Here is a 19,519-nt window from a genome sequence, read left to right on the forward strand (position 1 = left end):
GAGCAGGCCAAATGGGAAAGATAGTGCTGTTAGATGATTTATTGTCCAACAAGATTGCAGCCGGGGAAGTGGTCGAACGGCCATCCTCGGTCGTGAAGGAATTGGTTGAAAATGCTATCGATGCTAACAGTACGGTCATCGAGATCTATGTCGAGGAGGCCGGCTTGCAATCAATCCGGATTATCGATAATGGCGAAGGAATGGAAGAGGACGATGCCGTCAATGCCTTCCACCGCCATGCAACAAGTAAAATCAAGGATGAGAACGACCTCTTCCGAATCCGGACGTTAGGGTTCAGAGGAGAGGCTCTTCCTTCCATTGCCTCTGTCTCAAAGTTTGAGCTGAAAACATCAACCGGGGAAGGTCCCGGCACGAGAGTCTATCTAGAAGGCGGAAAGCTGGTCACGAAGGAATCGTATTCAAGCCGTAAGGGGACGGATATTGTGGTCAGTGAGCTCTTCTTTAATACACCTGCTAGACTGAAGTACGTCAAAAGCGTGCATACCGAGCTCGGGAATATCACGGATGTGGTAAACAGACTGTCCTTGTCACATCCGGACATTTCCTTTAAGCTCGTTCATAATGACCGAGTCTTGCTGCAAACCTCGGGGAATAAAAACCCGCTCCAAGTGCTCGCAGGCATTTATGGGATGCAGACCGCTCAGAAGATGCTGCCATTTGAGGCGTCCACTCTTGATTTCTCTATTAAGGGCTATGCCGGTTCACCCGAGATGACACGTGCCTCGCGCAATTATATGACCATTCTCGTGAATGGGCGCTTTATTAAGAATTTCGTGATTGCTAAGGCCATCCTTGAAGGCTATCATACATTATTGCCGATTGGGCGCTATCCGATTGTTCTCTTGAATATTGAAATGGACCCGCTCCTGGTTGATGTCAATGTCCATCCATCGAAAATGGAGGTTCGTTTCAGCAAGGAGCAAGAATTGATGGAGCTCATTCGGGACGCAATTAAACAAACCTTTAAGAAGGAAACGCTCATCCCAAGCGGTGCGCCGGTAAAGCGTGAAGAAAAGCCGAAATCTGAACAAGCGCAATTCACGTTTATGGAAAGACCGTCACCTGAGAAACAGCCTGTCGTTCCGACTCCTCCAGCTATCCCATCAGGTACGGATGGATTCTCGGTAATCTATGAGCCGCCTGAAACAGCTAAGGAGCCAACAGAACACATGGCACCTATCCCAGAACAGCCTGCACACGCTGAAGAGCCACCCGTTTGGCAGGATGAGGAGCCTGAACAAGAGGTGAGTCATACGGACGAATCAGCAGAAATCGAGCAGGATGAGCCGACTCAACAGGCACAGCCGAAAGTGGAGCGGGAAAGCCGGATTCCGCCGCTCTATCCAATTGGCCAGCTGCATGGCACCTACATCCTTGCCCAGAATGATCAAGGCTTGTACATGATTGATCAGCATGCTGCCCAGGAACGGATTAAATATGAATTCTTTAAGGAAAAGGTCGGAGAGGTTAATAAGGAGCTGCAGGACATGCTCGTTCCGCTCACACTTGAATACTCAACAGATGATTTCATCAAGCTGGAGGAGAATAAAAGTGAGCTTGAGGCGGTTGGAGTATTCCTTGAGCCGTTCGGCCAAAACAGCTATATCGTCCGTTCCCACCCAACCTGGTTCCCAGCTGGGATGGAGGAGCAAATCATCGACGAAATGATCCATCAAGTACTGACGCTGAAAAAGGTAGATATCAAAAAGCTGCGCGAAGAAGCAGCCATTATGATGAGCTGTAAAGGCTCCATTAAGGCTAACCGCCATTTGCGCAATGATGAGATAACCGCCTTGCTTGATGAGCTGCGGCATACGAATGACCCATTCACATGCCCGCACGGACGCCCAATCATTATCCACTACTCGATATATGAGCTGGAAAAGATGTTTAAGAGGGTTATGTAAGAGGATGGTTTTTAGGAAGATGATCTCTGAATGAAAACAGGGATCATCTTTTTTATTTATGGATGTTTATGTTCGGTTCTATATAGGCTTCCTTGTGGTGATCCTGCTTCTGGCTGACTGGTTATGGTTCATAAAGATTGTAACCATGGTTCTGAGGATGCAGTTGAATTCGCCACCAGCTTCTCTTTGTACAGGTGGCGAATTCGAATTTTACTAAGTAGATTCTAAGACGGAAAATGAATAAACGAGCAGAAAGCTTAGCTTCCTGCTCGTTCTTTTATTACTGCCTCTGTAGTAATGCCCGAATTTGTTCTGTCGCTTCTGATACATTGTCTGCTTTAATATGAATGGTTTTCTCGGCTGCATATAGCTCAGCAGAATGCTTATATAATGGATCATAATAATATTCGAGCAATAAATGAACGGCTTGAGAGAATTCACCTTCTGCCAGATGTTTCTCGATATCGGCAGCGATTGGCGTATGAATGCGTCTTTTTATCTTTTGAAAGGCTGCCTCACATTCATTTTTATGTTCTGCGGGATGATAATCTTCTAGAATCGTTTTTACACGTTCCTCCATCGGTATGCTCAGAAAAATATGCGTACCGCTGCCTTTTTTCTCAAGAAGAAATGGTGGAAGAACCGCTTTCCCGATGCGTTTGCTTTCGGCTTCAAAAAGGACGTAAGGTGATTCTTTCGTTTCATACAATCCATTAAAGAGCAGTGCTTCGAACATTCTTTGATTATTGGCTACCATGCCGATTTGTCCGAAGGCAGAGCCTCGGTGATTGGCCATTTTTTCAAGGTCCAGAACAGGATAACCATCGCTTTGCAAGCTGCGTAATATTTTCGTTTTGCCGGAACCTGTATAACCATTCAGAACAAGGGCGTTAGGCTTATATGCCATATTTTTCAGCTGTCCTGTCACGTATTCACGATAAGCTCGGATGCCGCCTGCAAGCCGGTTAATGGATATCCCCATTAAATCGACGACCGTAGCCGCCGTTTTACTTCTCATGCCGCCTCTCCAACAAAATATGACTTTCTCACCCTCAAGTTCTTTGACCGCTTTGATAAATGCCGGAAGTTTGGCTGAGAAGATTTCCAGACCTCGTTCTTTCGCTGCCTCGACACTTACCTGCTTATAAATTGTGCCGATTTCAGCACGCTCATCATCAGTGAATACAGGGATATTTTTAGCGCCCGGTATAGTAGCTTCTTTAAATTCTGATGGGGATCGCACATCAATCCAAGTGATTTTGTTAAACTTTTCGGATTCTATTAATTCGGTAATAGCTAGATCTTGAAACAATTAGAACGAATCCCCTTTCTAGGATGAAATTTTTCCGGTGTTTTTCTCCCCAATTTGATTCCTTGTGTTCATTCTCGAAATTTTGAAGGGAGAATTAATGCTCAGTCAATACGAAATGAACATTATTTCACTTCGATTTTTCCTTGATGTTCAGCAATCACTTCCCCAATCAGGCTTGCTTCCACACCTTCGTTCCGTAATTCTGTCAACAATTTGTCAGCTTCTTCTTCAGCTGCAGAAATTAAAAGCCCTCCGCTTGTAACAGCGTCGCATAGAATCCATTGGTCGATTTGATCCATTTCTTCAGGGAATGTAACAACGCCTTGCAAGTGGGCGTAATTATTTTTTGTCCCCCCAGGAATGATGCCTAATTCCGCTATCTCTCTAACCCTTGGAAGCACAGGGACATCGACTTTATTGATGCGTATTCCGACATTGCTTCCTTTGGCCATTTCTGAAGCGTGACCTAACAGACCGAACCCGGTCACATCTGTACATGCATGAATCTCAAAAGGCTCCATTACTTCAGCAGCTACTTTATTTAATGTCGCCATCACTTTTGTGACGCGGTGGATTTCATCCTCTTGTAAAAGTCCATTTTTAATAGCAGAGCTTAAAATGCCCACACCGATTGGTTTCGTTAAAATTAATTTGTCTCCTGGTTTCGCATGGCTATTGGCCCGTACTTTTTCAGGGTGGACCATACCGGTCACAGCTAAACCGAATTTCGGCTCCTTATCATCAATCGAATGCCCGCCAATAAGGGCAACACCTGCTTCGGCAAGCTTATCGGCAGCCCCTCTTAAAATATCGGCTAATATACTTTTGTCTAGCGAAGAGATAGGAAATGCAACGATATTTAAAGCGGTTATTGGTTTTCCGCCCATGGCATAAATATCGCTAATCGCATTTGCTGCGGCAATTTGCCCAAACGAATAAGGATCATCGACAATTGGAGTAAAGAAATCAAGCGTTTGTACAATAGCTAAATCATCCGTTAAACGATATACACCTGCATCATCACTTGTTTCTAGTCCGACTAACACGTTTGGATTAGGGACAGCGGGAGGCAGCATCCGGATGACTTGGGCTAAATCAGAGGGTCCAATTTTGCACCCGCATCCTCCTTTTGAAGATAGAGCTGTTAGTTTTATCGTTTCAGACTGTGTCATAAGACGCCAACCTTTCCATTGTTAATTTAGATACCTTTCTATTATAGTGCAAATAAACTAGAAATTCGAAAGTGTCGCGCTTTTCCGGAAGTAAGAAAAGCGTGAATTTCGGTTTTGCGAAAGAATAGTCATTCCTGCGGAGGAGGAGTAAAGAAAATCTGCTTCACCTAACTCTGTCCCATCAAGAACACTATTTTTTATGCCAAAGGTTTCATAATCTTTGGGTATTGGTTTGTAACTTCAACTAAAAGTGTCGGAAGTGAATGAAATAGATTATGAATTTTCATAAAATCAATTAGGATATTGTCAATAATCTGAAGATGGTTAATAATATTTACAATAATGCAGTGAATTGATTGAGGAAAGGAATTAAGCTATTGTGAGCATGGAAGAGGAATATGAGAGCCTAAATGTATGTGAAGGGCAGTTGAATTACGCAAAAAGAATTCAAAGATTGTTATGTGAAAGATTGGATATGGAATTACCAAATGAGTATGAGCTATCCGATATAATAATGGAACAGGCGTTGTTTGTTTATATCGATGTTCTGGAACGATATTATCGATTGGATGGAAAAGCGTGGGAAGAGTTCTATGAAAAATATCACGGAGTAACGAATATTCCTAGAAGGTTAGAAGATTTTAAAGAACTGAAAAAAGGGAGCTTAGATTTATTAGGTGAAAATTAATCCTTATTGTCATTCACGTAGAAAGGCAATACAAGAGTAAAGCAGCTAACTAGAAAAGGTGTAAACCAGGTGGTCATGAACATTTCTCTATAAATTATTCACATTGTGTGATTCCATACTGCTAAAGGTACTGTTTTGACTTCTGATTAAAGAAATCGAGTCGCTAGTTGAGTACAAGGAAAAGCCACTTCCTATCTGGAGGTGGCTATTTAATCATCAATAGTCATCATTGATGTGTATTCGATTTTTTATTTAATCTCCTCTGGTGTTTCAATCGTGTTCTCCTGTTTTTCACTCCAAAGCTTATATTTCTCTAAATCATCTTTCACCTGCTTTGCCGTAAAGGCGATAACGGCAGCATCATCGGCAAATCCAAGCCCAAAGATGAAGTCTGGTATAACATCAATCGGTGTCACGAAGTAAAGAATAGCTGCGATGATGGCCAGGATGGAGCGGGTGGGTATTTCTGTATACTCTCCTTTGGCATAGGAGCGGAACATGCTGAAGAGGAGCTGTAGCGGCTCCCATACGCCATCGAGAGAGCTGCGATTCTTCGATGATTTTTTGTTTGCATCGTCTAGCAGTTCACTTGATTTCTCAGTATTTCCTAAGATTGATTTGGCTCTTTCGATATATTTTCCTAATGAGAAAGGTTCCTTTGTTTCTTTTGTTTCTTCCGTCATAGTGGTTCCTCCAATAGTTTACTTCCTTTTATTTTAATGGAAATATGGGGTGGTTACAATTAATCCTACCCAGAATTGGATGGGTTGAACCTTCTATGGTGTAAGATAGATAGAAAGGACGGTTGTCCTTGTGAAAGGCGTACCCTGCTCGGTTGTTCCTTCGATATCTACGGTAATATTATAGGTCCCTTCCTTTGTGATGGAAGGGAGAGGGTGCTGTGCTGCCCCTTGGGCTTTAGTGGTAAATTCATGGATGAGGGTGCCGCTTCGGTCAATCATTCTCCATTGGCAGCTGTAAATAGCTTTCTTACTTGATTGGCTCCTGAATAGGAGTTTTTTCTTTGAGTTCATGATTGTCAAGGCGGGCAGGATGATTTGTACTGGGCTTGGCAGGTGGATGTTACCGATAAATAGGAATGCGTCATTCTTGGGGGATTGCAAGGAAAGCTCCCAAGTACCCGGCTCTGCATGGTCCAGTTCAAAAGGATGAAGCCATGCACCTCCGAAATACGATTTCTCCAGCAGGGCAATAGGTTTTTGTGCTGGAATAATCGTGCCGGAGGGGGAGCGAAGGGTCACTTTGGTTTCTTTGTCAGCGCTCATCGTAAAAAGGGTAACTTCCGCTTCTTTTTCGATCGAAAAGGAGAGCTTGACAAACTGTCCGGCAGGCAGCGGTCCGCCGCGTATGATATGGTTCGCTTCCGTTTCAAGGGATTCTTCTGGAATGGGTCCTTTTGTTAGAATAGAGGAAGGTTCTGTGCTTTTTAAGAAAGGCTCTGCTTTTGAGAAGAAGCGCGACCCAATTCGGATGCTGTCATGATCAAGGCTTTGATCTGTGAATAAATGTTTTCCGTATGGAAGCACCGTGCTCCACACATTTACGAGGCCGTCGTTCTCCCCGTAGGAGGATAGGTAGGCTCCGCCTAAGGATAAGCTTGAAAAGGCAGGACCGCGGCTAGCTCCGGCTGCAGTGAAATAGGTGTTTTTATCGATGTTTTTGTTTTGATCGGTCAGGGAGCGGAAATGGGTCATTTCCCCTGTTTGGAGGGAAAACGTGCCATCATCCTTTTGGCCGAGCAATTCGGCAAGCCAGGAGGCATACCAGCTGTAGGATAAGTCAGCTAAATGAGATCCTTTATGTGGAGCAGATAAGCTTAGGACTCGGCCGGTGTATGGATAGGCGTCATAGTGAATGAGAGCTGCTTGCACATCAATTCCGCCCTTGCTATGGGCAATGATATTAAGCTTTTGCCCAAAATAGGTTGAAATCTCTTTTAATATAGTAGAAAGTAACTTTCCGTTATCCCATTGACTGCGTGATCCTTTGCCTTCAGAATCATAGAGCTCGACGAAAACGGATTGATACCCGGCCAAACATGCGATTCTTTCCATATCATTTAAACCGTGGTAGATCGTTTCTTCATTCCAGCTGCTGGCTGAACTGTTTCTTCCTTGAACAAAAACAATTGGCGGGTAAGACGGGGTGCGGACGTCTGGAGCTTTACCTAGAAACCACTTTCCTGGAACAGCCTGTGAATCAATGACAATCACTCCCTTTCGCATAATTAACAGCTCTATGTTTGAAAAGGTAACAAAGTTCAAGGATATGGGCAACGGTCCTCAGTCCCAGCGATGATAAAATTTCTTCAATCGGCTGGTATATTATCAAAATCTGCTGTCCATAATGGACAGGTATCCATTAACATTATTCGTTCATATCCCGTTTTATGGTAAGATAATAAAAAAGATATAGGGCAGTGAGAAATACATATGGATAAACAAAAACTAATCGTCATCATCGGACCGACAGCGGTTGGTAAGACCAAGCTATCGATTGAACTGGCAAAGCGGTTTGATGGAGAAATCATCAGTGGAGATTCTGCACAGATCTTTAAAGGGATGGATATCGGGACAGCAAAAATCAGTGAAGATGAGGCTGTAGGTATTCCGCATCATTTAATTGATGAGAGGGAAGCAGGCGAATCCTATACGGTTTATGAATTCAAGGAAGCAGTCCAAAGGGAGATTGCAGACATTGCGAGCAGGGGGCGTATCCCTATTATCGTAGGCGGAACGGGACTTTATATTCAATCGGTGCTTTATGATTATCAATTTCCGGAAACCGCTGCAAACCCCGAAATCAGAGCTGAACTGGAAGAAAAAGCTGAAACAGAGGGACGGGACGCTTTATATGCAATCTTGAAAGAGATTGACCCGGAAGCGGCTGAGAAGATTCATCCTAATAACGTCAAGCGGGTCGTTAGGGCGCTTGAGGTCTATTACACATCAGGTGTGCGTTTCAGTGAACAGCAGCAATCCGCGGACAAAACGGAGAATTACGATGCAGCCGTCATTGGATTGACGATGGAGCGGGATTTGTTGTACAGCCGAATCAATCAGCGAGTTGATATCATGATGAAGGCTGGTTTAGTCGATGAGGTCAAGAGGTTTTACGACCGTGGATTAATGGAAACACAATCCTTGCAGGCGATTGGCTATAAGGAGTTTAATGGATATTTTGAAGGGAAAGAAACAATAGAACAAGTATCAGAAGCTATTAAGCAGAACACAAGAAGGTTCGCAAAAAGACAATTTACATGGTTTCGTAATAAAATGGATGTAAATTGGTTCGATATGTCCGATATAGACCATATCGATGATAAAATAGAAGAAATATCCGCTTATGTGGCAGGAATGCTGCGCTTAAAAGCGAATAGATAAATATAGAGAGAAATGAGGAGGCAAAAATAATGAAACAAGGAATTAACATTCAAGATCAAATTTTGAATCAGCTTCGCAAGGAAAACATCTTTGTTACCATTTTCCTATTAAACGGGTTTCAGTTAAGAGGGCTTATCAAGGGCTTTGATAATTTCACTGTCTTAATCGAAACAGAGGGCAAGCAGCAACTGGTGTATAAGCATGCGATTTCTACTTTTGCTCCTCAAAAAAATGTACAAATTGACCTTGAAGGTTAAGGACTGATAGAAAAAACAGGTTCCAGGAATATTCCTGGGCCTGTTTTTTGGTTATATGGAAGATTGGGAGTAAGGAGCATCTTTTACGTCTTTATTTGGCTCCAGGGGAATAGATATAAAAGAAGGCAATTATTTTCCGGGAAAGCGCAGAATGTGACAATGGAGCTGCCTGCGCCGGAGAAATAGCAATTTCCATGTAAGATAAAGAGGGCTGGTGTCCGATTCTGACTAAGAATTGTCGAAAAGAAGAGGAGAAGCTTTGGCATAATGAGGTGATAAGGTGGAAAAGCAGCCGATGCGCGTGAGAAATAATGGACAAATCAACGTCGTGTTAAAGAATGACCACTCAAAGAAGCTTGAGAAGCCGTTCATATCAGCGCCGATACCAACTCGGGAAATTCCTTCCCACCATATTGCTTTAAAGGAAATAGAGGAAGAACTGAATGAATTGGTCGGCATGGAGGAAATGAAACGTGTGATCAAGGAAATATATGCGTGGATCTATGTGAATAAGCAAAGAGAAGAGGCTGGTCTGAAAACGCAAAAACAAGCTTTGCATATGATGTTTAAGGGGAACCCGGGCACAGGGAAGACAACGGTGGCAAGGCTGATTGGGAAATTATTCGTGAAAATGAATGTATTATCCAAAGGGCATCTAATAGAGGCGGAGCGGGCAGACCTTGTCGGGGAGTACATCGGTCATACTGCACAAAAGACACGTGACCTAGTAAAGAAGGCGATTGGAGGCATTCTATTTGTGGATGAGGCCTATTCGCTTGGAAGAGGCGGAGAGAAGGACTTTGGAAAGGAAGCCATCGATACGCTTGTCAAGCATATGGAGGACCGTCAGCATGAGTTCATCCTGATTCTTGCTGGCTATTCGCAGGAAATGAATCATTTCCTCACCTTGAATCCAGGCCTCCATTCACGCTTTCCTATCGTGATTGATTTCCCGGATTACTCGGTCGATCAATTAATGGAGATTGCCTCAAGAATGCTCGCAGAGAGGCAGTATGCTTTTTCACTCGATGCCAGCAGGCAGCTCCGTGAACATTTGTATGCATTAACAAGTATTCTTAGATTGTCAACCTTCTCGAATGGGCGATATATTCGTAATATCATAGAACGGGCCATTCGAACCCAGGCGATGCGCCTTTTGATGAGTGATCAATATGACCGGAAGGAATTAATGACACTCAGGAGCAGTGATTTGGACTTTGAATCAGAGGTATAATAGAAAAGCAGCGATTAATCGCTGCTTTTTTGCATCCGGACAACTGGCAGCTGCCAGTTGTTTAAGTAGGACAGCATCCTAAGGGCCGTGACGATTAGGAATAGAATTAATAGCTGTATGTTGGACGTCAATAGGCCAAAGCCGATGAGAAGCCCGGCAATCCCAGCCCAAATGGCGTAAATCTCTGATTGCAGCAAGATGGGCTTGCGTCCTGCCAGTACATCTCGGACGATGCCGCCGCCGCTTCCGGTAAGAATGGCCGCAAATGTGACTGCCACAATTGGCGCATCCATCTCTACAGCTTTCAAAGCTCCTTGTATAGCAAATGCACTGAGGCCGATCGCATCAAAGAAATTCCCCCATTTATTCCAGTGGGGAAGCAGTGACCGGTGGAAGAGGCAGGTCAATCCGATCGAGATAAAGGCAATCAAGAATAATTGATCCTGATGCCACAACTGGGCAAGGGGAATTCCGAGCAGGATATTTCTGACCGCCCCTCCTCCAAACGCTGTTACATACCCTAATAAATATATGCCGAACAAATCATATTCCTCTTCCATAGCGACAAGTGCACCACTGATGGCAAAGGCAATTGTCCCAATGATACTTAATAAATCCCAACTCATCTATATCCCTCTTTTTTTCCTTAAAAAATGAACTATTTTATAATATCACCTACTTTGGAGGTTTGGAACGGTTTATTTTTTTGGTATGATAAGAAAATGACATCGTATATAGGAAGTGAACAGATGGAAGAAACATATGAAAAAGCGATACTTGTCGGCTGTCAAAGAGAAGGTGTGGAGGATGAGCGATTCCAGTACTCGATGGATGAGCTTGAGTCCTTGACTGAGACAGCTGGAGGAAAGGCATTGGTGACGATTTCACAAAAGCGCGTCAAGCCCCATCCGGCGACATACATAGGGAAGGGAAAGGTGGATGAGCTGATTCCGCTCGTGGAAGAGCTCGAGCCTGATGTTGTCATCTTTAATGATGAGCTTTCCCCAAGTCAAATCCGCAATCTTGGCAAGGAGCTGGGTGTGCGGATTGTCGACAGAACCCAGCTGATTTTGGATATCTTTGCCCAGCGCGCCCGCTCGAAGGAAGGGCAGATGCAAGTCGAGCTTGCTCAGCTACAATACATGCTTCCTCGCCTTGCCGGGCAGGGGACAGAGCTTTCCCGCTTAGGGGGCGGAATCGGGACGAGAGGACCGGGTGAGACGAAGCTTGAGTCAGACCGCCGTCATATCCGCCGCCGGATTGATGAAATTAAGCGTCAGCTTGAAGCCGTCGTGAAGCACCGCGAGCGCTACCGTGCGCGCCGCAAGCGCAATAACCGCTTCCAAATGGCGCTTGCCGGTTATACAAATGCCGGTAAGTCAACGTTGTTCAATCAATTATCAGAGGCCGATTCGTATGAGGAGAACCAATTATTCGCGACACTAGACCCTATGACGCGCGAATGTATGCTGCCAAGCGGCTACAAAATTCTGATCAGTGACACGGTCGGTTTCATTCAAGACCTGCCGACCTCCCTGGTTGCTGCGTTCCGTTCTACTCTAGAAGAGGTGACTGAGGCTGATGCCATCATGCATGTGGTTGATTCCTCCCACCCGGACGCCTTCCATCATGAGGAGACGGTCCAGAAGATCATTAAGGACCTTGGCGCAGAGGAGATCCCGCAGCTGATTGTCTATAATAAAAAGGATATTGCCGACCCGGGATTTGTGCCAACCTCACGAGAGAAATCCATCCATATCTCTGCGCGCAAAGAGAAGGATATTCACATCCTGCTTGCTGAAATGGAGAAGATGGTGGAGAGCTTTATGGAGCCATATGCGGTCATGATTCCGGCAAGGGAAGGGAAAATCATTTCCCGGCTGCAGGAGGAGACAATTGTGAAGTCAAGGGAATTCAATGAAGCGAATGAAACCTATGCCATTGAGGGTCTTGCCCTAACGGATCATGCCATCATGAGTGTTATCAAAAATTATGAATAGAAGAAGGTATTAAGATGTTTGAACAATTAAAGAACGGCGAGAAAATTAGAGAAACCGTTCGTGAAGCAGAACAGCTGATCCGTGAGCGGACAGCTGAAATTGAGGAAGTAGTGGATTACAATACCGCAAAGGTACTCCGTGCCTTTCAGAAGAATAAGGTGAGCGATGCTCATTTCAATCCTTCGACTGGCTATGGATATGATGATATTGGTAGAGATACATTGGAGCGCATTTATGCGGATGTGTTCTCTGCTGAAGCGGCCCTAGTCCGCCCGCAGATTATTTCAGGAACACACGCCATCTCCACCTGTTTATTCGGTGTACTTCGTCCGGGTGATGAACTCGTCTATATGACAGGCAAGCCATACGATACACTGGAGGAGATTGTCGGCATCAGGGGAAGCGGCGTTGGCTCCTTGCGTGAATACCAAATTGGTTATCAATCCGTTAGTTTGACTGAGGAAGGGCAGATTGATTATGAGGCTGTTGCACAAGCGATTAAGCCGACTACAAAGATGATTGGCATTCAGCGTTCGAAAGGATATGATACACGCCCATCCTTTACCGTTGACCAGATCAAGGAAATGATTCAATTCGTTAAGACAATCAAGCCGGATGTCGTTGTGTTTGTGGACAACTGCTATGGTGAGTTTGTTGAGCGAATGGAGCCGACAGATGTCGGGGCCGATCTGATGGCAGGATCGCTTATCAAGAACCCTGGCGGCGGTCTCGCCAAAACCGGCGGATATATTGCAGGACGTGCTGACTTGGTTGAGCGATGCGCCTTCCGTCTTACATCCCCTGGAATCGGGGCAGAAGCAGGGGCCTCCCTTTACAGTCTGCTTGAGATGTATCAAGGGTTCTTCCTTGCTCCTCATGTAGTAGGGCAGTCGCTTAAGGGAGCTCTCTTCACAGCAGCAATGCTAGAGCGCTGGGGCTTCAATCCAACGCCATCCTGGCAGGAACCGCGTACCGACTTGATTCAAGCGGTCCAATTCCATGACAGGGACAAGATGGTTGCCTTCTGTCAGGAAATCCAGTATGCTTCACCAGTAAATTCGCATGTTACCCCATACCCGGCCTATATGCCTGGCTATGAGGATGATGTCATTATGGCGGCTGGTACGTTCATCCAAGGGGCGAGTATTGAACTGACAGCAGATGGTCCGCTTCGTCCGCCATACACAGCCTTCGTGCAAGGCGGATTGACGTATTCACATGTTAAGATTGCCGTTTGTACGGCGATTGATCGCTTAATAGAGAAGAAAATGATCTGATTAAAATCCATGTTGAATGAAGCGGGCGGGAAACTCAAATGGGTTTTCCGCCCGCTTTTTTGACGCGTGAAAACAAGCTGCTCTTATCTGTGTGCCATTCATGCACAATGATGGATAGATATGTTATCATAGTCAAATCATGAACAGGGGGTAATCAACGTTGATTAAGTGGAGTATATTCCTTGAAACGGAATTTTGGATAGACTTAGGAATTTCCATTGGGGTTTTCTTGCTGTTCCTCATCTTCCGCAAACTATTCGCCAAATATGTTTTCGCTCTCATGTTAAGGGTTGCGAAAAAGACGCCGACAGAATTATTGACTAATATATTTTTAGCCTTTGAGAAGCCCATTCGATGGGGGTTCTTGTTTATCGGGCTGTATTTCTCCGCTAAATACTTCCCGTATTTTAATGAGAAAAGTGATTTCTTCCGTAAGATTATGTCATCATCTGTCATCATCTTCCTCGGCTGGGGGCTATATAATCTTGCGGCCTCTTCCTCGGCTATTTTCACGCGAATGAAAGGCCGTTATATGCTGGATGCAGACGATGTATTAGTGCCGTTCTTCTCTAAAGCACTCCGCTTTATCATTTTCGCGATTGGTTTTAGTATGATTGCTTCTGAGTTTGGCTACAACATCGGCACATTTGTTGCTGGATTAGGACTTGGCGGTGTAGCTATTGCATTTGCGGCTAAGGATGCGTTATCCCACTTGCTGGGCGGCTTTGTCATCATTACCGAGAAGCCCTTTAAGATTGGGGACTGGGTCATGACGCCAGATGTAGAGGGGACGATTGAAGACATCTCCTTTAGGAGCACGAAGATCCGAACGTTTGCGCAGGCTGTGGTCACGATGCCGAATGCAACGCTCGCAAACGGCCCGATCACGAACTGGAGCCAGATGGGCAAAAGGCAAATCAGCTACCATTTCACACTTGCTCCGGATACGTCGAAGGACCAGCTGCAAAGGATTGTCAGTGAAATTGAGATGTATCTAAAGAACAATGATGAGGTCCATCCGGAAACCATTCTTGTGAAGTTTGACCATTTCAATGAAATGGGCTTCAGCATCATGGTGTATTTGTTTACGAAAACAACCGTATGGTCCGATTATTTGCAGGTGAAAGAGGAATTGAATCTGAAGATTGTGGAGCTTCTCGAGAAAGAGGGCGCTGCCATTGCCTTACCTAGCAGGAGGGTATATGTGGACCAAGATTCAGAGTTTGCGAAAGCGCTAGATTAGAAATGAATAGGTTAGGCATCAATGGGTTTCTTCATCGGAAGAAGCCCATTATTTATGCAGAATGGTGAATATTTTATGAAAATAAAGCGGGTTACACAGATTTACACCTAATTTTCTGTATAATCAGAATTGTTGCCAGGTAAAGGGGAAGGGAGAAATTATGACAATCAGAGGGATTAATCATTTATTGTTTTCTGTGTCTGATTTAAATCGCTCCATTTTATTTTATCAGCAGGTGTTCGACGCAAAGTTGCTTGTCAAGGGGAGGACGACCGCCTACTTTGATTTGAATGGAATGTGGCTTGCCTTGAATGAGGAGGGTGGTATTCCCAGAAAGGAAATCAATGAGTCCTATACCCATATTGCCTTTTCAATCGATGAAGCAGATTTTCAGCCTATGCTGGAAAAGCTGAAAAAGCTTAATGTGAATATACTTGAGGGGAGAGAGCGGGATAGGAGGGATCGGCGTTCCATCTATTTCACCGATCTGGATGGGCATAAATTTGAATTCCATACAGGCACTCTCAAGGAAAGACTCGACTATTATCGGGAAGAGAAAGGGCATATGACGTTTTATTTGGATGACGATTGATCTAGGGATGATAAAAAAGACCTGTATGCCATGTTTCTCGGAAGAAAAGGACATAAAAGGGTTTAAGTGTGGTGGATTAAGGAAAAATGAAAAAAGTCGCAATCGTTCGATCAAAAAGTATGTAAGAAAACCTAACATGGAATTGACAATTAAATTTACATACCATACACTATAATTATCCTATTAATGATTAAGGAGGAGGCAGTGGTGAGCGGTAACATTAGAAGAACGATGCCACTTTTTCCAATGAGTATTGTTATGCAGCTGACCGATTTAACCGCGCGGCAGATTCGCTATTATGAGGAACATGAGTTAGTACAGCCTGCCAGAACAGAGGGCAACAGGCGAATGTTTTCATTGAATGACATCGACCGTCTGCTTGAGATCAAGGAGTTGCTTGACCAAGGAATCAACATGGCAGGTATTAAGAAAATCCTTGGTGGTTCTGAGGTCGTTTCGGAAGAAAAGGACGAGCCGAAAGAAACGCCAAAGCCTGAGCTGACAGATGCCCAGCTTCGCAAGCTTTTGCGAGATGAGCTTCTGCAAGCGGGACGCTTCACGACAAGAGGAGGCGCTCGTTCAGGAGACATGCACCGGTTTTTTCATTAAATTTAAATAAATGAGATTCACATTCAAGGAGGAAGAGGTAAATGGGGAAATATACTGCAGACGATATTAGAAAGTTAGCGAAAGAGGAAAACGTCAAATTTATTCGTTTACAGTTCACGGATATTTTGGGAACGATTAAGAATGTAGAGATTCCAGTAAGTCAGCTCGACAAAGCTTTAGACAACAAAATGATGTTTGACGGATCTTCTATTGAAGGATTTGTCCGTATTGAAGAATCTGATATGTACCTATATCCAGATTTAGATACATGGGTTATTTTTCCTTGGACTGCTGAAAAAGGAAAAGTGGCTCGTTTGATCTGTGACATCTACAATCCAGATGGTACGCCATTTTCCGGAGATCCCCGTGCGAATCTTAAACGCATCTTAGGCGAAATGAAAGAACTTGGCTTCACAAACTTCAACGTAGGGCCTGAGCCGGAATTCTTCCTGTTCAAATTAGATCAGGCAGGGGAGCCGACGCTTGAACTGAATGATAAAGGCGGATACTTTGACCTTGCGCCAACTGATCTTGGCGAAAACTGCCGCCGCGATATCGTGCTTGAACTTGAAGAGATGGGCTTTGAAATCGAAGCATCTCACCATGAGGTTGCTCCTGGTCAGCACGAGATTGACTTCAAATATGCAGATGCAGTCACAGCTTGTGACCAAATCCAAACTTTCAAGCTAGTCGTTAAGACAATCGCCAGAAAGCACGGCTTGCACGCAACATTCATGGCGAAACCATTATTCGGTGTTAACGGCTCCGGAATGCACTGTAACCTTTCCTTATTCAATGAAGGTGTAAACGTGTTCCATGATAAAGAAGGAGAATTGGAAATGAGCGATGCCGCTCGCCAATTCATCGCAGGAATTATCGAACATGCTCCTGCCTTCACAGCCGTGACAAACCCAACGGTTAACTCATACAAACGCCTTGTGCCTGGCTATGAAGCGCCTTGCTATGTTGCATGGTCCGCACGCAACCGCAGCCCGCTTGTCCGTATCCCTGCTTCTCGCGGATTGAGCACACGCGTAGAAGTGCGCAGTGTTGACCCGACAGCAAATCCATACCTGGCAATGGCTGTTCTATTGAGCGCCGGATTAGACGGAATCAAAAACAACAAACAAGCTCCAGCGCCAATTGACAGAAACATCTATGTCATGAATGCAGCTGAGCGCGCTGAGGAGGGCATTAAAGACCTGCCGGCAACTCTATACCAAGCCCTTCAAGAGCTTCAAGGTGACCAAGTCATCACTGATGCGCTAGGAGAGCACATCCTTGAGCACTTCATTGAAGCGAAAGAGATTGAATGGGATATGTTCCGCACCCAAGTGCATCCATGGGAAAGAGAGCAATACCTGCAAATGTATTAAGAATAAAGTACCCCTGATACCATTGGTGTCAGGGGTTTTTGTTTGACTGGGGGTGGGAAATAATAGAAAAATAGATTGGTGCTAAGTTGATTGAGTGGGAAGCTATGAGTTTGTCTGAGTGGGTTTTATTAGGGTTGACAGCGGCGGCCGCGTTCGTGGCGATGCTCTTTAAGCAATGCCGGGTCTTATATTTCTTCGTTTTATGTAGCTTCAGTTCTGGCCTGTCGTTGCCTCTAGCTTCCTTCGAGTTGTCCTTTGGTTTCGTGAGCATTATATGTTTTGGCAAAAAGACGGTCTGTATCAAAGAAAAAATCGTAAACCATTAATGAGTACATATCATTAGTACATTCCCATCTGGATCTTGGAAGTTGAAATACGCAAATTCTCCGATTCTCTCGATCTCCCGTGTAATCACTGCTCCTGTACCTTTCACATAATGATAGGCTTCATCAATGTCTGCTGCATACAGGTTGAAAAGAACATGGCTGGAGGGATTTAGTTCAAATCCGGGATCGAAACGATGGTCATCTAATGTCAGACCTGTCTCAGATGTGACGGGAATATTGTATACGGGTGATTTAACTTCTTCTATATGGAAGGGTGCGCCAATCAGTCTGCAATACCATTCAGAGGATTTCTTCAGGTCGCTGACATGAATGAATACATTGTTGATCTTGGATGAAAGTGGTGAAGAATGCATAGGGATTCCTCCTTTGTTTAGCTGTCGGTATTATTTATTCGAGATGAAAGTGGGAATTCCCTTTTCTTTTTGAAATACAGGAAAAGGATGCTTTCGGGTTTGTTGCAGCTAGATGTGGAAAAATATTCGTGTTGGCGAAGGCTATTGAACGAATTATAATGTGACAATCCAGTTATCGGGCAGATTAATAGAAGAATAGAGTGATTGTTAGATAAGATGGCAGAAATGAAAATTATGCAAAAAATAAGAAGAGTTCTTAAGGCAGCGATGGCTGAACGAGCAAGACAGGTGATTCAACATGAAGAGATTGAAAAGTATGATCATCTGTACATCGATTATCTAAATCAATTAACGAACGATGAAGAAAAGAAAGAGAGCATATGAAACGCTCTCTTTCTTTGTCTAACTGCGATGTTCTACCAAATCAATTGCGCCTAAAACGATATGCGCCAAACCGAAGCCAATCACTGTGTCGGCAATCATCTTGTTGCTGCCTCGCATTTGTTTAAATGCATATCCTCCGGCGGTGACGGCAGAACCTAATACGGCTGGAATTAAACCTTCACGAATGTTCAATTTGAATTCCTCCACATCGAAGTTAGTGAGTGTGCAGAACACACTGGGATTAATATGTCTCATTAGGGAAGGGGTTATGTGTTTTGAAATAAATACCATTGTCTTATAACGAGGTATCATGCTATTATTCTCTAGTCGCTTCTTAGTGGAGAGGGATGACATAAATTCTTTTTAAAAAAGTCTTGCACAAAAGAAGAAAAGCAGGTATTATATAAAAGTTGCTTCTGAAAAACGAGATAAAAACTTTTTAAAAAAGTTCTTGCTTTTAAGAAGTGATGAGAGTATAATAAATAAGGTCGCTAAGGCGATTGAAAAAAGATTGTTCTTTGAAAACTAAACAAAACGAAACGCTAAGCAAGTCTTAAAACTTGAGAGTTTAACTCTCGTCAATGTTTTATTTTTAATAGCTAGATCAAACATCTTTTGGAGAGTTTGATCCTGGCTCAGGACGAACGCTGGCGGCGTGCCTAATACATGCAAGTCGAGCGAATCAGATGGGAGCTTGCTCCCGGATGATTAGCGGCGGACGGGTGAGTAACACGTGGGCAACCTGCCCGTAAGATTGGGATAACTCCGGGAAACCGGTGCTAATACCGAATAGTTTCTGACACCTCATGGTGTCAGAGGGAAAGTTGGCTTTTAGCTAACACTTACGGATGGGCCCGCGGCGCATTAGCTAGTTGGTGAGGTAACGGCTCACCAAGGCGACGATGCGTAGCCGACCTGAGAGGGTGATCGGCCACACTGGGACTGAGACACGGCCCAGACTCCTACGGGAGGCAGCAGTAGGGAATCTTCCGCAATGGACGAAAGTCTGACGGAGCAACGCCGCGTGAGCGAAGAAGGCCTTCGGGTCGTAAAGCTCTGTTGTCAGGGAAGAACAAGTGCCATTCGAATAGGTTGGCACCTTGACGGTACCTGACCAGAAAGCCACGGCTAACTACGTGCCAGCAGCCGCGGTAATACGTAGGTGGCAAGCGTTGTCCGGAATTATTGGGCGTAAAGCGCGCGCAGGCGGTCCTTTAAGTCTGATGTGAAAGCCCACGGCTCAACCGTGGAGGGTCATTGGAAACTGGAGGACTTGAGTGCAGAAGAGAAGAGTGGAATTCCACGTGTAGCGGTGAAATGCGTAGAGATGTGGAGGAACACCA

19 protein-coding genes and 1 rRNA gene (1 of these 20 running past the window's edge) are annotated in these 19,519 nt (G+C 44.6%); 13 read left to right on the forward strand and 7 right to left on the reverse strand.

What is annotated here, in order from left to right; translation table 11 throughout:
• The first annotated feature begins 11 nt into the window (after window positions 1-11).
• Window positions 12-1,928 carry a DNA mismatch repair endonuclease MutL gene (gene mutL, locus ACY8DX_RS08860; protein ID WP_462406596.1) on the forward strand — a complete coding sequence of 639 codons (1,917 nt, stop codon included), beginning with the start codon at window positions 12-14 and terminating at the stop codon, window positions 1,926-1,928.
• A gap of 280 nt (window positions 1,929-2,208) precedes the next feature.
• On the opposite strand, the gene mnmH is transcribed toward mutL, so the two are convergent.
• Together mnmH and selD are read right to left on the reverse strand one after the other, a co-directional pair.
• Window positions 2,209-3,240, reverse strand: a complete 1,032-nt coding sequence (mnmH, locus tag ACY8DX_RS08865) for a tRNA 2-selenouridine(34) synthase MnmH (RefSeq protein ID WP_462406597.1) — start codon at window positions 3,238-3,240, stop codon at window positions 2,209-2,211.
• Between the two features lie 122 nt (window positions 3,241-3,362).
• On the reverse strand, window positions 3,363-4,412 hold the full coding sequence (gene selD, locus ACY8DX_RS08870; protein WP_462406598.1) for a selenide, water dikinase SelD: 1,050 nt from the start codon (window positions 4,410-4,412) through the stop codon (window positions 3,363-3,365).
• Between the two features lie 385 nt (window positions 4,413-4,797).
• On the opposite strand from selD, the gene ACY8DX_RS08875 reads away from it, so the two are divergent.
• Window positions 4,798-5,100, forward strand: a complete 303-nt coding sequence (locus tag ACY8DX_RS08875) for a hypothetical protein (protein ID WP_462406599.1) — start codon at window positions 4,798-4,800, stop codon at window positions 5,098-5,100.
• Window positions 5,101-5,348: 248 nt separating this feature from the next.
• On the opposite strand, the gene ACY8DX_RS08880 is transcribed toward ACY8DX_RS08875, so the two are convergent.
• Entirely contained in the window at window positions 5,349-5,783 is a 435-nt protein-coding gene (locus ACY8DX_RS08880) for a YkvA family protein (RefSeq protein ID WP_462406600.1), read from the reverse strand.
• Window positions 5,784-5,876: 93 nt separating this feature from the next.
• A complete protein-coding gene (locus ACY8DX_RS08885; protein WP_462406601.1) occupies window positions 5,877-7,346 on the reverse strand; it encodes an esterase/lipase family protein in 1,470 nt (489 codons plus the stop codon).
• Window positions 7,347-7,553: 207 nt separating this feature from the next.
• Between ACY8DX_RS08885 and miaA the strand changes: the two genes are divergently transcribed.
• The 3 genes from miaA to spoVK all read left to right on the forward strand — a co-directional run bounded on the left by miaA (window position 7,554) and on the right by spoVK (window position 9,995).
• Window positions 7,554-8,504, forward strand: a complete 951-nt coding sequence (gene miaA, locus ACY8DX_RS08890; RefSeq protein ID WP_462406602.1) for a tRNA (adenosine(37)-N6)-dimethylallyltransferase MiaA — start codon at window positions 7,554-7,556, stop codon at window positions 8,502-8,504.
• 29 nt (window positions 8,505-8,533) lie between these two features.
• Window positions 8,534-8,761, forward strand: coding sequence for an RNA chaperone Hfq (gene hfq, locus ACY8DX_RS08895; protein WP_049671198.1), 228 nt, complete (start codon window positions 8,534-8,536; stop codon window positions 8,759-8,761).
• A 280-nt stretch (window positions 8,762-9,041) separates the two neighbouring features.
• Window positions 9,042-9,995, forward strand: coding sequence for a stage V sporulation protein K (spoVK, locus tag ACY8DX_RS08900; RefSeq protein WP_462406603.1), 954 nt, complete (start codon window positions 9,042-9,044; stop codon window positions 9,993-9,995).
• A 14-nt stretch (window positions 9,996-10,009) separates the two neighbouring features.
• Here the strand turns inward: spoVK and ACY8DX_RS08905 are convergent, their stop codons facing one another.
• A complete protein-coding gene (locus ACY8DX_RS08905) occupies window positions 10,010-10,621 on the reverse strand; it encodes a trimeric intracellular cation channel family protein (protein ID WP_049671197.1) in 612 nt (203 codons plus the stop codon).
• Window positions 10,622-10,744: 123 nt separating this feature from the next.
• Here ACY8DX_RS08905 and hflX point away from each other — a divergent pair, with 123 nt between their 5' ends.
• The 6 genes from hflX to glnA all read left to right on the forward strand — a co-directional run bounded on the left by hflX (window position 10,745) and on the right by glnA (window position 17,092).
• On the forward strand, window positions 10,745-11,995 hold the full coding sequence (gene hflX / locus ACY8DX_RS08910) for a GTPase HflX (RefSeq protein WP_049671196.1): 1,251 nt from the start codon (window positions 10,745-10,747) through the stop codon (window positions 11,993-11,995).
• A gap of 14 nt (window positions 11,996-12,009) precedes the next feature.
• Window positions 12,010-13,272: a methionine gamma-lyase family protein gene (locus ACY8DX_RS08915; protein WP_049671195.1), complete on the forward strand. Its 1,263-nt coding sequence runs from the start codon at window positions 12,010-12,012 to the stop codon at window positions 13,270-13,272.
• A 160-nt stretch (window positions 13,273-13,432) separates the two neighbouring features.
• Window positions 13,433-14,515, forward strand: a complete 1,083-nt coding sequence (locus ACY8DX_RS08920) for a mechanosensitive ion channel family protein (RefSeq protein WP_462406604.1) — start codon at window positions 13,433-13,435, stop codon at window positions 14,513-14,515.
• Between the two features lie 160 nt (window positions 14,516-14,675).
• Window positions 14,676-15,107 (forward strand): metallothiol transferase FosB, encoded by a 432-nt coding sequence (gene fosB / locus ACY8DX_RS08925; protein ID WP_439801949.1) that lies wholly within the window; start codon window positions 14,676-14,678, stop codon window positions 15,105-15,107.
• Between the two features lie 207 nt (window positions 15,108-15,314).
• Entirely contained in the window at window positions 15,315-15,716 is a 402-nt protein-coding gene (locus tag ACY8DX_RS08930) for a MerR family transcriptional regulator (RefSeq protein WP_049671193.1), read from the forward strand.
• Between the two features lie 41 nt (window positions 15,717-15,757).
• Window positions 15,758-17,092: a type I glutamate--ammonia ligase gene (gene glnA / locus ACY8DX_RS08935; protein WP_462406605.1), complete on the forward strand. Its 1,335-nt coding sequence runs from the start codon at window positions 15,758-15,760 to the stop codon at window positions 17,090-17,092.
• 322 nt (window positions 17,093-17,414) lie between these two features.
• On the opposite strand, the gene ACY8DX_RS08940 is transcribed toward glnA, so the two are convergent.
• Entirely contained in the window at window positions 17,415-17,792 is a 378-nt protein-coding gene (locus ACY8DX_RS08940; protein WP_439801948.1) for a VOC family protein, read from the reverse strand.
• A 225-nt stretch (window positions 17,793-18,017) separates the two neighbouring features.
• On the opposite strand from ACY8DX_RS08940, the gene ACY8DX_RS08945 reads away from it, so the two are divergent.
• Window positions 18,018-18,176: a hypothetical protein gene (locus ACY8DX_RS08945; protein ID WP_462406606.1), complete on the forward strand. Its 159-nt coding sequence runs from the start codon at window positions 18,018-18,020 to the stop codon at window positions 18,174-18,176.
• A gap of 18 nt (window positions 18,177-18,194) precedes the next feature.
• Here ACY8DX_RS08945 and ACY8DX_RS08950 read toward each other — a convergent pair whose 3' ends face one another.
• Window positions 18,195-18,368, reverse strand: coding sequence for a hypothetical protein (locus tag ACY8DX_RS08950; protein ID WP_049671188.1), 174 nt, complete (start codon window positions 18,366-18,368; stop codon window positions 18,195-18,197).
• A 420-nt stretch (window positions 18,369-18,788) separates the two neighbouring features.
• Between ACY8DX_RS08950 and ACY8DX_RS08955 the strand changes: the two genes are divergently transcribed.
• Window positions 18,789-19,519 (forward strand): 16S ribosomal RNA (locus tag ACY8DX_RS08955) (it continues 825 nt past the right edge of the window).

The sequence above is a fragment of the Gracilibacillus sp. Marseille-QA3620 genome (assembly GCF_054950035.1).

Bases quoted from the DNA above. Each gene is read 5' to 3' on its own strand.
- hfq (WP_049671198.1), top strand. From the start codon at position 8,534: ATGAAACAAGGAATTAACATTCAAGATCAAATTTTGAATCAGCTTCGC.
- ACY8DX_RS08940 (WP_439801948.1), bottom strand. From the start codon at position 17,792: ATGCATTCTTCACCACTTTCATCCAAGATCAACAATGTATTCATTCAT.
- ACY8DX_RS08915 (WP_049671195.1), top strand. From the start codon at position 12,010: ATGTTTGAACAATTAAAGAACGGCGAGAAAATTAGAGAAACCGTTCGT.
- ACY8DX_RS08875 (WP_462406599.1), top strand. From the start codon at position 4,798: ATGGAAGAGGAATATGAGAGCCTAAATGTATGTGAAGGGCAGTTGAAT.
- ACY8DX_RS08945 (WP_462406606.1), top strand. From the start codon at position 18,018: ATGAAAATTATGCAAAAAATAAGAAGAGTTCTTAAGGCAGCGATGGCT.
- ACY8DX_RS08885 (WP_462406601.1), bottom strand. From the start codon at position 7,346: ATGCGAAAGGGAGTGATTGTCATTGATTCACAGGCTGTTCCAGGAAAG.
- hflX (WP_049671196.1), top strand. From the start codon at position 10,745: ATGGAAGAAACATATGAAAAAGCGATACTTGTCGGCTGTCAAAGAGAA.
- ACY8DX_RS08905 (WP_049671197.1), bottom strand. From the start codon at position 10,621: ATGAGTTGGGATTTATTAAGTATCATTGGGACAATTGCCTTTGCCATC.
- fosB (WP_439801949.1), top strand. From the start codon at position 14,676: ATGACAATCAGAGGGATTAATCATTTATTGTTTTCTGTGTCTGATTTA.
- miaA (WP_462406602.1), top strand. From the start codon at position 7,554: ATGGATAAACAAAAACTAATCGTCATCATCGGACCGACAGCGGTTGGT.
- selD (WP_462406598.1), bottom strand. From the start codon at position 4,412: ATGACACAGTCTGAAACGATAAAACTAACAGCTCTATCTTCAAAAGGA.
- glnA (WP_462406605.1), top strand. From the start codon at position 15,758: ATGGGGAAATATACTGCAGACGATATTAGAAAGTTAGCGAAAGAGGAA.
- mutL (WP_462406596.1), top strand. From the start codon at position 12: ATGGGAAAGATAGTGCTGTTAGATGATTTATTGTCCAACAAGATTGCA.
- ACY8DX_RS08880 (WP_462406600.1), bottom strand. From the start codon at position 5,783: ATGACGGAAGAAACAAAAGAAACAAAGGAACCTTTCTCATTAGGAAAA.